Raw genomic sequence first — 12,556 nt, 5'->3', positions numbered from 1 at the left:
GCTTCACCGGCTCAATTGATTTTGTAACGTCGGCGCAATCCGCGTAGGGCAAAGCTGACCCAAGGCCAGAGCAAGGCGCTGACCAGCGCCGGAAGTACCAGCGCCAGGGTTGGTTGACGGTTACCGGTCAAGGCACTGAGCCACAATTGCACCAGTTGCGCGAGGCCGAAAATCACCAGAATTACCAGGCACTGCTGCCACATCGGGAACATCCGCAGGCGTTGCTGCAATGACAATACGAGGAAGGTGATCAGTGTCAGGATCAGCGCGTTCTGACCGAGCAGATCGCCCTGCAGCACGTCTTCGGCCAGGCCCAGGCAAAACGCCGTGACCATGCCCACTGTGTGCGGCATATACAAAGCCCAGAATGTCAGGAGCAAGGCCAGCCATAGCGGGCGCAGGATTTCCATGAAAATCGGCAATGGCGACACGCTCAGGAGTATGCCGACAACAAACGTCAGCCAGACAATCCAGCCGTTACGCGATGCGGTAGCCCCGACCATTATTCTTGTCTCCCGGTTGTCGCTGGTGCGTTGACTGGCGGTTTGGCCGCAGGTCGCGCAGCCGGCTGGGCAGCTGGAGGTTTGGCCGCCGCTGGCGTCGCTGCCGGTGGTTTGGCAGCCGCTGGCGGTTTGCTTGCCGCGGGTTTGGCCGGTGTGGCGCTAGCGGCGGCGGTCGGTGCGGCAGGCGTCGCGGGCGTCGTAGCCGCTGCGGCAGGCGGGGTCACGGTTTTCGGTACAGTGGCCGGAATAATCGGACCGCCGCCAAAGGCATCAAGATTTTCCTGCGCTTGCGCCGCATCGTTGGCACGTTCTTCGGCGGTGCGGTTGTCGCTGAACACCAGCAACATGTAACGGCTGCGATTCAGCGCGGCGGTCGGCACGGCGCGGACGATGGCGAACGGCTGACCGGAATCGTGGATCACTTCCTTCACGGTCGCGACCGGATAGCCTGCCGGGAAACGCTGGCCAAGGCCGGAACTGACCAACAGGTCGCCTTCCTTGATATCGGCAGTGTCGGCGACGTGGCGCAATTCCAGGCGTTCAGGGTTGCCGGTGCCGCTGGCAATGGCCCGCAGCCCGTTGCGATTGACCTGTACCGGAATGCTGTGTGTGCTGTCAGTGAGCAGCAAGACACGCGAGGTGTAAGGCATCAACTCGACCACCTGGCCCATCAGACCGCGCGCATCGAGCACCGGCTGACCGAGCACCACGCCGTCGCGCTCACCTTTATTGATGATGATGCGATGGGTGAACGGGTTGGGGTCCATACCGATCAACTCGGCCACTTCGACCTTTTCGTTGACCAGTGCAGAAGAATTGAGCAACTCGCGCAGCCGAACGTTCTGCTCGGTAAGGGCGGCAAGCTTTTGCATGCGGCCCTGCAACAGCAGGTTTTCGGTCTTGAGTTTTTCGTTTTCGGCGACAAGCTCGGTGCGGCTGCCGAACTGGCTGGCGACACCTTCCCACAAGCGACCCGGCAGGTCTGTGATCCAGTAGGCATCCATCAGCACCAGCGACGCTTGCTTGCGCGCAGGCTTGAGCAGGTCAAAGCGGGCATCGACCACCATCAGCGCGATCGATAGCACGGCCAGCACCAACAGGCGCACGCCCAACGAAGGGCCCTTGGCGAAAAGCGGTTTAATAAGCCGCTCCTCCCAGGCAAATGTTCTGTTTATTCATACGGCATCAAACCGGCCTGGATGAAGACTGACAGAAGATAAACGCCAACAGGCAGCACTGCAAAGTGCTGCCTGCGCGCTCACCCACGTATTGCACTCGGCGACTTATTCGCTCGAGAGCAGGTCCATGGTGTGCTTATCCATCATTTCCAATGCACGGCCACCGCCGCGAGCCACACAGGTCAGCGGATCTTCGGCAACGATCACTGGCAGACCGGTTTCCTGGGCCAGCAACTTGTCGAGATCACGCAGCAGCGCGCCACCACCGGTCAGCACCAGGCCACGCTCGGCGATGTCGGAAGCCAGTTCCGGCGGCGATTGCTCCAGAGCACTTTTCACAGCCTGAACGATGGTTGCCAGGGACTCTTGCAGAGCTTCCAGCACTTCGTTGGAGTTCAGGGTGAATGCGCGTGGAACGCCTTCGGCCAGGTTGCGACCGCGAACGTCGACTTCGCGAACTTCGCCGCCCGGGTAGGCCGTGCCGATTTCCTGTTTGATGCGCTCAGCGGTGGATTCACCGATCAGGCTGCCGTAGTTACGACGCACGTAAGTGATGATCGCTTCGTCGAAGCGGTCGCCGCCAACGCGGACGGATTCGGCGTAGACCACACCGTTCAGGGAGATCAGCGCGATTTCAGTGGTACCACCACCGATATCCACGACCATCGAACCGCGCGCTTCTTCGACCGGCAGGCCGGCACCGATCGCAGCGGCCATTGGCTCTTCGATCAGGAATACTTCACGGGCACCGGCACCAAGGGCCGATTCACGGATGGCGCGACGCTCAACCTGGGTGGATTTGCATGGAACGCAGATCAGCACACGAGGGCTAGGCTGCAGAAAGCTGTTTTCGTGAACCTTGTTAATAAAGTATTGCAGCATCTTTTCGCAGACGCTGAAGTCGGCGATCACGCCGTCTTTCATCGGACGAATGGCAGCAATGTTGCCCGGCGTACGGCCGAGCATGCGCTTGGCCTCGGTGCCGACAGCAACGACACTTTTCTGGTTACCGTGTGTCCGAATGGCCACAACCGATGGCTCATTCAGGACGATACCGCGCTCGCGCACGTAAATAAGGGTGTTGGCAGTGCCCAGGTCAATGGAAAGATCGCTGGAAAACATGCCACGCAGTTTCTTGAACATGGGAAAGGGACCCTAGGCAACGCGTGGGTAAAAAAGTGCGGCAAACTCTAACAACGACAGGGATTTTGGGCAAGGCGCCAATATGTTAAATTGGCCGCTTTTCTGTGCACCAAGCCCCACAATCGCGGCCTTATGACCGTAGAAGTGCGGTAGTGTTCCGACAATCTAACACACGGACGCCGTCCGTTCTGTTTTCCACAGGAGAATCCCGATGGCGCTAGAACGCTCCGACGTGGAAAAAATCGCTCATCTGGCCTGCCTTGGCCTCAATGATGCCGATCTTCCACACATTACTTCCGCTCTCAACAGCATTCTCGGTCTGGTCGACGAAATGCAGGCTGTTAATACCGACGGAATCGAGCCTCTGGCCCACCCGCTGGAAGCCAGTCAGCGCCTGCGCGCCGACGTTGTGACCGAGACCAATCACCGCGAGGCCTACCAGTCCATCGCACCAGCGGTCGAAAACGGCCTGTATCTGGTTCCGAAAGTCATCGACTAAAGGGAAAGAGCCTGCAATGCATCAAATGACTCTGGCCGAGATCGCCCGCGGTCTCGCCGATAAAAAGTTTTCCTCCGAAGAGCTGACCAAAGTCCTGCTGGCGCGCATCACCCAGCTCGATCCGCAGCTCAACAGTTTCATCAGCCTCACCGAAGAGCTGGCGCTCGAGCAGGCGAAAGCCGCCGATGCACGCCGCGCCAACGGTGAGAGCGGCGCCCTGCTCGGTGCGCCGATCGCTCACAAAGACCTGTTCTGCACCCAGGGCATTCGCACCAGCTGCGGCTCGAAGATGCTCGACAACTTCAAAGCCCCGTACGACGCCACCGTGGTCGCGAAGCTGGCGGCTGCCGGCGCGGTGACCCTGGGCAAGACCAACATGGACGAATTCGCCATGGGTTCGGCCAACGAGTCGAGCTGGTACGGCGCGGTGAAAAACCCGTGGAACCTGGAACACGTGCCGGGCGGTTCGTCCGGCGGTTCGGCGGCGGCAGTAGCCGCTCGTCTGTTGCCTGCGGCCACGGCCACCGACACTGGCGGTTCGATCCGTCAGCCGGCAGCCTTCACCAACCTCACCGGCCTGAAACCGACCTACGGTCGTGTTTCGCGCTGGGGCATGATCGCTTACGCCTCCAGCCTCGATCAGGGCGGGCCGTTGGCGCGCACCGCCGAAGACTGCGCAATTTTGTTGCAAGGTATGGCTGGCTTCGATCAGAACGACTCCACCAGCATCGATGAGCCGGTTCCGGATTACTCCGCCAGCCTGGGCGACTCGCTGCAAGGCCTGCGCATCGGCGTGCCGAAGGAATACTTCAGCGCCGGTCTCGACCCACGCATCGCCGAGCTGATCCAGAACAGCATTAAAGAGCTGCAGAAGCTCGGTGCGGTGATCAAGGAAATCAGCCTGCCGAACATGCAGCACGCAATTCCTGCGTACTACGTGATCGCCCCGGCAGAGGCTTCCTCGAACCTGTCGCGTTTCGACGGCGTGCGCTTCGGCCATCGCTGCGAGAACCCGGAAAACCTGATCGACCTGTACAAGCGTTCCCGTGGCGAAGGCTTCGGCGCGGAAGTGCAGCGCCGGATCATGGTCGGTGCCTACGCGCTGTCCGCCGGTTACTACGACGCCTACTACCTGAAAGCGCAGAAGATCCGTCGCCTGGTGAAGAACGACTTCATGGCTGCCTTTAATGAGGTCGACATCATCCTCGGCCCAACCACGCCGAACCCGGCCTGGAAACTCGGCGCCAAGAACAGCGACCCGGTCGCTGCCTATCTGGAAGACGTCTACACCATCACCGCCAACCTCGCGGGCCTGCCGGGCCTGTCGATGCCGGCCGGTTTTGTCGACGGTCTGCCGGTGGGCGTGCAGTTGCTCGCGCCGTATTTCCAGGAAGGTCGCCTGTTGAACGTTGCCCACCAGTATCAGCTCAACACTGACTGGCACACCCGCACCCCAACCGGCTTCTGAGGAGACACACATGCAATGGGAAGTCGTGATCGGGCTGGAGATTCACACTCAGCTCACTACCCGGTCGAAAATCTTTTCCGGTAGTTCCACCACGTTCGGCTCTGAGCCGAACACCCAGGCCAGCCTGATCGACCTGGGCATGCCCGGCGTTCTGCCGGTGCTGAACCAGGAAGCGGTGCGCATGGCGGTGATGTTCGGTCTGGCGATTGACGCCGAGATCGGTCAGCACAACGTGTTCGCCCGTAAAAACTACTTCTACCCGGACCTGCCGAAGGGCTACCAGATCAGCCAGATGGAGTTGCCGATCGTCGGCAAGGGCCACCTGGACATCGCCCTGGAAGACGGCACGGTCAAGCGTGTTGGCATCACCCGCGCGCACCTGGAAGAAGACGCCGGCAAGAGCCTGCACGAAGAATTCAACGGTGCCACCGGCATCGACCTGAACCGTGCCGGCACACCGCTGCTGGAAATCGTCTCCGAGCCGGACATGCGCAGCGCCAAGGAAGCCGTGGCTTACGTCAAGGCGATCCACGCACTGGTGCGTTACCTGGGTATTTGCGACGGCAACATGGCCGAAGGTTCGCTGCGTTGCGACTGCAACGTATCGGTACGCCCGAAAGGTCAGGTTGAGTTCGGCACGCGCTGCGAGATCAAGAACGTCAACTCGTTCCGCTTCATCGAGAAGGCGATCAACACCGAGATCCAGCGTCAGATCGAGCTGATCGAAGACGGCGGCAAAGTGATCCAGCAGACCCGTCTGTACGATCCAAACAAGGACGAGACCCGTCCGATGCGTTCGAAAGAGGAAGCCAACGACTACCGTTACTTCCCCGATCCGGACCTGCTGCCCGTAGTCATCGAAGAGTCGTTCCTCGGCGAGGTGCGCGCCACCCTGCCGGAACTGCCACCGCAGAAACGCGAGCGCTTCCAGAGCCAGTTCGGTCTGTCGGCCTACGACGCCAACGTGCTGGCCACCAGCCGTGAGCAAGCGGACTACTTCGAGAAAGTTGCAGCCATCGGCGGCGACGCGAAACTGGCGGCGAACTGGGTGATGGTCGAGTTGGGCAGCCTGCTCAACAAGCAAGGCGTGGACATCGACGAGTCGCCGGTTTCCGCTGAACTGCTGGGCGGCATGCTGCAGCGCATCAAGGACAACACCATCTCCGGCAAGATCGCCAAAGTGGTGTTCGAAGCGATGGCCAACGGTGAAGGCAGCGCGGACGAAATCATCGAGAAACGTGGCCTGAAACAGGTTACCGACAGCGGCGCGATCTCTGCAGTGCTCGACGAAATGCTCGCGGCCAACGCCGAGCAGGTTGAACAGTATCGTGCGGCGGATGAAGCCAAACGCGGCAAGATGTTCGGCTTCTTTGTCGGTCAGGCGATGAAAGCGTCGAAAGGCAAAGCCAACCCGCAGCAAGTGAACGAACTGCTGAAAAGCAAGCTCGAAGGCTGATGAAAATGGAGCCAGACAAACAGCCTGGCTCCATCCCCTGTAGGAGTGAGCCTGCTCGCGATAGCGATTTGACAGTCACTTTTCCGGTGTCTGACATTGCGCTATCGCGAGCAGGCTCACTCCTACATTTGTTTTTGGGAAACCTTGAATGAAGCGACTGCTCAGCCTTTTCGCCCTGCTCTCCTTGCTGGCCGGTTGCGCCAGTACCGATATCATCGACCCGCACGGTTACGACCAGACCGGTGTCGCCTCTTATTACGGTGCCAAGCACCACGGTAAACGGACCGCCAGTGGCGAGCCGTTCAACCAGAATTCCCTGACCGCCGCCCACCGCCAGCTACCCTTTGGCACACGGGTGAAGGTCACTAACCTGAAAAACGATGAATCCGTTGTGGTCCGCATCAACGACCGTGGCCCGCATACCCGTGGGCGCCTGATCGATGTGTCCCGCGAGGCCGCCGAACAACTCGGCATGCTGCGCAGCGGCACCGCGCGGGTTCGCGTGCAGGCCCTCGACGACTGATGGAGCGCTGACCATTTTCGGATTAGCCGATTTACCCCTGATCAGCGTGATCGAACTGCTCGCTGGCCTGTGCCTGCTGATCTTCGGCGCCGAACTGATGGTGCGCGCAGCGGTACGTCTGGCAGCACGCCTGCATGTGCGACCGCTGATCATCGGCCTGACCATCGTCGCCCTCGGCAGCAGCGCACCGCAAATGGCCGTCAGCCTGCAAGCGGCGCTGGCGCATAACCCGGACATCGCCGTCGGCAGTGTGGTCGGCAGCAGCATCTTCAACATCCTTGTCACCCTAGGGCTTTCCGCGCTGATCATTCCTCTGCGCGTCTCGCGGCAACTGGTGCGCCTGGATATTCCGCTGATGATCGGTGCCAGCCTGCTGGTATTCGTGCTGGCATGGAATGAAGAGATCGGGCGCTTCGACGGCATCCTGTTGTTAGCGGCTTTGGCGCTGTATCTCGGTTTACTGCTGCGCCAGTCACGGCATTCGACGCGACCGCATTCGGAACATCCTGAAACGGCGCATGCCTCGTGGTTCAGCAGCCTGTTGATGATCGTTATCGGTCTGGCGATGCTGGTGTTTGCCGGGCATCTGCTGCTGGGCGCCGCTGTCGTGGTGGCCACCGACCTGGGATTCTCCGAGCGAGTGATTGGCCTGACTGTGGTCGCCGTCGGCACGTCGCTGCCGGAACTGGCTACGTCATTGATCGCAGCCTTGCGCGGACAACGCGACATCGCCGTCGGCAACGTGATCGGCGCCAACCTGTTCAACCTGCTCGGGGTGCTCGGCCTGACCGCATTGATCGCACCGACGCCGCTGTCGGTGTCCCCGAACGCGCTGGATTTCGACCTGCCGGTGATGCTCGGCGTCGCCGCACTGTGCCTGCCGGTGTTCTATTCCGGCTACCGCGTGACGCGCGCCGAAGGTTTGCTGTTGCTCGGTTTGTACCTGGCGTACGGGCTGCACGTGGTGTCGTTCACCACCGGCATGCCGCTGGCCGGCAAGCTTGAGCGGCTGATGCTGTTTTATGTCTTGCCGACGCTGTTGACGTTTCTGCTGTTCACGTCGATCCGCGCTTGGCGCCGCCAACACCACAAGAGTGATACGCCATGACCGAATCGAAGAAGTCCGGGGTAGAAGTACGTCGCCAGGTAATGGGCGATGCGTTTGTTGATCGCGCGCTAGGCAACGCCACCGAGTTCACCCAGCCGTTGCAGGATTTCGTCAATGAACATGCCTGGGGCGGCGTGTGGAATCGCGAAGGTCTGCCGCTGAAAACCCGCAGCCTGATCACCCTCGCCGCGCTGACCGCGTTGAAGTGCCCGCAAGAGTTGAAAGGCCATGTGCGCGGCGCGCTGAACAATGGCTGCACGGTCGACGAGATTCGTGAGGCGCTGCTGCATTGCGCAGTGTATGCCGGCGTGCCGGCGGCGATCGATGCGTTTCGTGCAGCTCAGGAAGTGATTGATACCTACCAAAAGCCAGAGTGATTCAGCGCCCGTGAAACAGCTTTCGCGAGCAGGCTCGCTCCCACATTGGAATGCATTTCACCTGTGGGAGCGAGCCTGCTCGCGAAGAGGCCCTGAGCAACACCACAACATCAAAATCAGATCCACCCACCCCACTGCAAAACAAAGATCCCGATATTGGTGGTAATAGCCGCCATCAACGTGGTCAACACAATGATCGCCGCCGCCAGCTCATGATTGCCCTGCGCCGCCCGGGCCATGACAAAACTCGCCGCCGCCGTCGGGCTGCCGAAGTACAGAAACAGAATCCCCAACTCCGCCCCACGAAAGCCCCACAACCACGCCCCCAGCGTCGCCAGCACCGGTAGACCGATCATCTTCACCAGGCTGGAACTGAGCGCCATGCTACCGCTCTTGCGCAATGCCGCCAGCGACAACGTGCCGCCAATGCAGATCAGCGCCAATGGCAAGGTAGTCTGCGCCAGATACTGGCCGGAAGTTTCCAGCCAGCCCGGCAAACCGATCTTGAAATAGGCAAACGGCGCCGCCGCAATCACGCTGATGATCAGCGGATTGCTGAACACGCTTTTGCAGATGCTCCACGGATCGGACTTGATCACCGGGCTGTATACCGCCAGCACGATGGTCGACAGGGTGTTGTAGAAAAGGATCACCAGCGCCGCGAGAATCGCCCCGAGGGAAATCCCGTAATCGCCGTACATGCTCGCCGCCAGTGCCAGACCGATCACGCCGTTGTTGCCGCGAAACGCGCCCTGGGTGTAGATGCCGCGATCTTCGCGCGGGCATTTGAAAATCGCCCAGCCCCAGGCCAGGGCAAAACTCACCAGCGTGGCGAGAGAAAAGTAGATCAGCAGGGACGGTTGCAACGCGGCGTGCAGGTCGGCATGCAGAATGCCGAGGAACAGCAGCGCCGGCATGGTGACGTTGAACACCAGCGACGAGGCCGTGTGGATGAAGTTGTCGTTGATCCAGTCGATGCGCTTGAGCAGCACACCGAGAAACAGCATGGCAAACACCGGCGCGGTGATGTTCAGGGTTTCGAGGAAGATTGCCAGCATGCCGGGGAGCCTTGGGTGAGCGTCGTTAGGGGGCTAATGATAAGCCAAAAGCTTGAAAAGCCCCTCACCCTAACCCTCTCCCCGAGGGAGAGGGGACTGACCGAGGTGTCTTGTGTCATACATCGACCTGCAAGACCGAGTCGATTATGGATTCGGCAAAGCACTTTCAGGTCGATGTACTTCTTAAATATTCCCGGATCGGCCCCCTCTCCCTCCGGGAGAGGGCTGGGGTGAGGGTAGCTTTGCCCTCCCCCCAAACCATCAAGTAATCGGCGCCGGATTGAACAACGTAATGTCGTTATGCAACTTGTGCTTCTCCGCCCACGTCTGCTGCTTGCCGCTCGCCACATCCAGGTAATAGTGAAACAACTCCCAACCCAACTCCTCGATGGTCGCCCGCCCGGTAGCAATCCGCCCGGCATCAATGTCGATCAGATCCGGCCAACGCTGCGCCAACTCCGTCCGCGTCGAAACCTTCACCACTGGCGCCATCGCCAACCCATACGGCGTACCCCGCCCGGTGGTGAACACATGCAGGTTCATCCCCGCCGCCAACTGCAACGTCCCGCAGACAAAATCACTGGCCGGCGTCGCGCAGAAAATCAGCCCCTTCTGCTTGAAGCGCTCGCCAGGGCCAAGCACGCCATTGATTGCGCTGCTGCCGGATTTGACGATCGACCCCAGCGACTTCTCGACAATGTTCGACAGCCCACCCTTCTTGTTACCGGGCGTGGTATTGGCGCTACGATCCGCTTCACCCTTGGCCAGATAACGGTCGTACCAGTCCATCTCACGCACCAATTCCTCGGCGACGGTTTTGCTTTCGGCGCGCGATGTCAGCAGGTAAATCGCATCGCGCACTTCGGTGACTTCGGAAAACATCACCGTCGCCCCCGCCCGCAACAGCAAATCCGAGGCGTAACCCAGCGCCGGGTTGGCGGTGATGCCGGAAAACGCATCGCTGCCGCCGCACTGCATACCCAGGATCAGCTCGGACGCCGGCACGGTTTCGCGACGGCGCTGGTCGAGCTTCTTCAGTCGGACTTCGGCCAGCGCCATGATCTGCTCGATCATCTCGGTGAAACCGTGACTGGAATCCTGCAAGCGATACAGCCACGGATCGCTGAGATCGACCGAAGCGTCGTCCTCGTGCATCACCTGCCCGGCCTGCAACTTCTCGCAGCCCAGACTGATCACCAGCGCTTCACCACCGAGGTTCGGGTTGCGCGCCAGGTTGCGCACGGTACGAATCGGGATGTAGGCGTCAGTGGCAGTGATCGCCACGCCGCAGCCATAACTGTGAGTCAGCGCCACCACGTCATCGACATGCGGGTACTTCGGCAGCAGTTCTTCCTTGATGCGTTTCACCGCGTGATCGAGCACGCCGGTGACGCACTGCACCGTGGTGGTAATGCCGAGAATATTGCGCGTGCCGACGGTACCGTCAGCGTTGCGATAACCCTCGAACGTGAAGCCTTCCAGCGGTGCCTGCGCGTCCGGCACCTCGGTGGACAGCGGCAGGCTGTCCAGCGGCGGCGCGGTCGGCATGCGCAGTTGATCTTCCTTGACCCAACTGCCACGGCGAATCGGCTGCAACGCGTAGCCAATCACCTGACCGTAGCGAATCACCTGGCCGCCCTCGGGAATATCTTCGAGGGTGACCTTGTGGCTCTGCGGCACAAATTCCAGCGTCACCAGGCCATCGGCAAATTCAGTGCCGGCCGGTGCGCCCTGGTCGTTGACCACGACCACCACATTGTCCCGCTCGTGCAGGCGAATGTGGCGCGGCGAGTCGGAATGTTCAATCAACTGCATGACACCGCTCCTCAGGAATGCGCTTGAGACAATTTACCGGTGGCTTCAGTACCGCCATTGGTTGGCGGCTCTTTGAGGACCACGCGTTTGATCGGGCCAACGATGACCAGGTAGCTGAACACCGCCACCAGTGCGTTGGCACCGACAAACACCAGCGCCCATTTGAACGAGCCAGTGGAGCTGATGATGTAGCCAATCACGATCGGCGTGGTAATCGAAGCGATGTTGCCGAAAGTGTTGAACAGGCCACCGCTCAGGCCGGCGATCTGTTTTGGCGAAGTGTCGGAGACCACTGCCCAACCGAGTGCGCCAACGCCTTTGCCGAAGAAGGCCAGAGCCATGAAGCCAACCACCATCCATTCCACATCAACATAGTTGCAGGCGACGATACTGCTGGAAACCAGCAGGCCAGCGATGATCGGTGCCTTGCGGGCGAAGGTCAGCGAGTGGCCTTTGCGCAGCAGGTAATCGGAAATCACCCCGCCGAGCACGCCGCCGATGAAACCGCAGATCGCCGGTAGCGAGGCAATGAAACCGGCCTTGAGAATGGTCATGCCACGCTCTTGTACCAGGTACACCGGAAACCAGGTCAGGAAGAAATAGGTGATGCCGTTGATGCAGTATTGACCCAGATACACACCGAGCATCATGCGGTTGGTCAGCAACTGACGGATGTAATCCCACTTCGGGCCATCAGCCTTTTTGCCTTGCTTGACGTCCATGTCGACCATGCCGCCGTTGTCGGCAATGAACTGCACTTCCGCTTCGTTGGCCAGCGGGTGTTGACGCGGGCTGTGAATAACCTTCAGCCAGATGCCAGAGAAAACGATGCCGAACACGCCCATGACGATAAACACGTGTTCCCAGCCGAAGGAGTAAACGATCCAGCCCATGAGCGGAGCGAACAACACGGTGGCAAAGTATTGCGCCGAGTTGAAGATCGCCGAAGCCGTACCGCGCTCGGCGGTCGGGAACCATGCCGCCACGATGCGCGCATTACCGGGGAACGACGGCGCTTCAGCCAGACCGACCAGAAAGCGCAGCATGAACAGCGCAACGATCGCCGTGGACATGCCGAACTCACCGACAAAGCCTTGCAGCACGGTGAACAGCGACCAGGTGAAAATGCTCAGGGCATAGACTTTTTTCGAGCCGAAGCGATCGAGCAGCCAGCCACCGGGGATTTGCCCGGCCACATAGGCCCAACCGAATGCGGAGAAGATATAGCCGAGGGTAACCGCGTCAATGCCCAGATCTTTTTGCAGGCTGGAGCCGGCGATGGCGATCGTGGCGCGGTCGGCGTAGTTGATCGTGGTCACCAGAAACAGCATGAGCAGGATCAAATAGCGGACGTGAGTCGGCTTGGACGATTGCATGTAGATGTACTCCCACTGATTATTTTTATGCGCGGGTGAATCTTCTTTGGTC

Annotated in this window: 12 protein-coding genes; 6 read left to right on the top strand and 6 right to left on the bottom strand. The window is 60.2% G+C overall.

Features of this window, described 5'->3' with window-relative positions; translation table 11 throughout:
* Positions 1-11 precede the first annotated feature (11 nt).
* The 3 genes from mreD to mreB all read right to left on the bottom strand — a co-directional run bounded on the left by mreD (position 12) and on the right by mreB (position 2,824).
* On the bottom strand, positions 12-503 hold the full coding sequence (gene mreD / locus HU754_RS05655) for a rod shape-determining protein MreD (protein ID WP_034154468.1): 492 nt from the start codon (positions 501-503) through the stop codon (positions 12-14).
* Positions 503-1,645, bottom strand: coding sequence for a rod shape-determining protein MreC (mreC, locus tag HU754_RS05650; protein ID WP_093435930.1), 1,143 nt, complete (start codon positions 1,643-1,645; stop codon positions 503-505). Before mreC ends, mreD begins: the two co-directional genes overlap by 1 nt.
* A gap of 141 nt (positions 1,646-1,786) precedes the next feature.
* Positions 1,787-2,824 (bottom strand): rod shape-determining protein MreB, encoded by a 1,038-nt coding sequence (mreB, locus tag HU754_RS05645; RefSeq protein WP_002555108.1) that lies wholly within the window; start codon positions 2,822-2,824, stop codon positions 1,787-1,789.
* Between the two features lie 211 nt (positions 2,825-3,035).
* Between mreB and gatC the strand changes: the two genes are divergently transcribed.
* From gatC to HU754_RS05615, 6 genes are all read left to right on the top strand, one after another.
* On the top strand, positions 3,036-3,323 hold the full coding sequence (gatC, locus tag HU754_RS05640; protein WP_007901429.1) for an Asp-tRNA(Asn)/Glu-tRNA(Gln) amidotransferase subunit GatC: 288 nt from the start codon (positions 3,036-3,038) through the stop codon (positions 3,321-3,323).
* A gap of 16 nt (positions 3,324-3,339) precedes the next feature.
* Positions 3,340-4,791: an Asp-tRNA(Asn)/Glu-tRNA(Gln) amidotransferase subunit GatA gene (gatA, locus tag HU754_RS05635; protein ID WP_093435926.1), complete on the top strand. Its 1,452-nt coding sequence runs from the start codon at positions 3,340-3,342 to the stop codon at positions 4,789-4,791.
* A 10-nt stretch (positions 4,792-4,801) separates the two neighbouring features.
* Entirely contained in the window at positions 4,802-6,247 is a 1,446-nt protein-coding gene (gatB, locus tag HU754_RS05630; protein WP_099757997.1) for an Asp-tRNA(Asn)/Glu-tRNA(Gln) amidotransferase subunit GatB, read from the top strand.
* A 148-nt stretch (positions 6,248-6,395) separates the two neighbouring features.
* Entirely contained in the window at positions 6,396-6,770 is a 375-nt protein-coding gene (locus HU754_RS05625) for a septal ring lytic transglycosylase RlpA family protein (RefSeq protein ID WP_093435918.1), read from the top strand.
* Between the two features lie 46 nt (positions 6,771-6,816).
* A complete protein-coding gene (locus tag HU754_RS05620; protein WP_093435915.1) occupies positions 6,817-7,878 on the top strand; it encodes a calcium/sodium antiporter in 1,062 nt (353 codons plus the stop codon).
* Positions 7,875-8,255, top strand: coding sequence for a carboxymuconolactone decarboxylase family protein (locus tag HU754_RS05615; RefSeq protein WP_016984177.1), 381 nt, complete (start codon positions 7,875-7,877; stop codon positions 8,253-8,255). Before HU754_RS05620 ends, HU754_RS05615 begins: the two co-directional genes overlap by 4 nt.
* A 116-nt stretch (positions 8,256-8,371) precedes the next feature.
* Here the strand turns inward: HU754_RS05615 and HU754_RS05610 are convergent, their stop codons facing one another.
* From HU754_RS05610 to HU754_RS05600, 3 genes are all read right to left on the bottom strand, one after another.
* Positions 8,372-9,313, bottom strand: coding sequence for an AEC family transporter (locus HU754_RS05610; RefSeq protein ID WP_186624814.1), 942 nt, complete (start codon positions 9,311-9,313; stop codon positions 8,372-8,374).
* A gap of 261 nt (positions 9,314-9,574) precedes the next feature.
* Complete coding sequence (garD, locus tag HU754_RS05605) at positions 9,575-11,128, bottom strand: galactarate dehydratase (protein ID WP_034154460.1); 1,554 nt, start codon at positions 11,126-11,128, stop codon at positions 9,575-9,577.
* Between the two features lie 11 nt (positions 11,129-11,139).
* On the bottom strand, positions 11,140-12,504 hold the full coding sequence (locus HU754_RS05600) for an MFS transporter (RefSeq protein WP_034154459.1): 1,365 nt from the start codon (positions 12,502-12,504) through the stop codon (positions 11,140-11,142).
* Positions 12,505-12,556: the final 52 nt, after the last annotated feature.

This window comes from Pseudomonas zeae, assembly GCF_014268485.2.
In the GTDB taxonomy this organism is placed as follows: domain Bacteria; phylum Pseudomonadota; class Gammaproteobacteria; order Pseudomonadales; family Pseudomonadaceae; genus Aquipseudomonas; species Aquipseudomonas neuropathica.
Note: the sequence above shows the minus strand (reverse complement) of the source record. Positions and strands in the feature narration are given on the sequence as shown.

Bases quoted from the DNA above. Each gene is read 5' to 3' on its own strand.
- gatB (WP_099757997.1), top strand. From the start codon at position 4,802: ATGCAATGGGAAGTCGTGATCGGGCTGGAGATTCACACTCAGCTCACT.
- mreD (WP_034154468.1), bottom strand. From the start codon at position 503: ATGGTCGGGGCTACCGCATCGCGTAACGGCTGGATTGTCTGGCTGACG.
- HU754_RS05615 (WP_016984177.1), top strand. From the start codon at position 7,875: ATGACCGAATCGAAGAAGTCCGGGGTAGAAGTACGTCGCCAGGTAATG.
- HU754_RS05610 (WP_186624814.1), bottom strand. From the start codon at position 9,313: ATGCTGGCAATCTTCCTCGAAACCCTGAACATCACCGCGCCGGTGTTT.
- gatA (WP_093435926.1), top strand. From the start codon at position 3,340: ATGCATCAAATGACTCTGGCCGAGATCGCCCGCGGTCTCGCCGATAAA.
- HU754_RS05625 (WP_093435918.1), top strand. From the start codon at position 6,396: ATGAAGCGACTGCTCAGCCTTTTCGCCCTGCTCTCCTTGCTGGCCGGT.
- HU754_RS05600 (WP_034154459.1), bottom strand. From the start codon at position 12,504: ATGCAATCGTCCAAGCCGACTCACGTCCGCTATTTGATCCTGCTCATG.
- garD (WP_034154460.1), bottom strand. From the start codon at position 11,128: ATGCAGTTGATTGAACATTCCGACTCGCCGCGCCACATTCGCCTGCAC.
- gatC (WP_007901429.1), top strand. From the start codon at position 3,036: ATGGCGCTAGAACGCTCCGACGTGGAAAAAATCGCTCATCTGGCCTGC.
- mreB (WP_002555108.1), bottom strand. From the start codon at position 2,824: ATGTTCAAGAAACTGCGTGGCATGTTTTCCAGCGATCTTTCCATTGAC.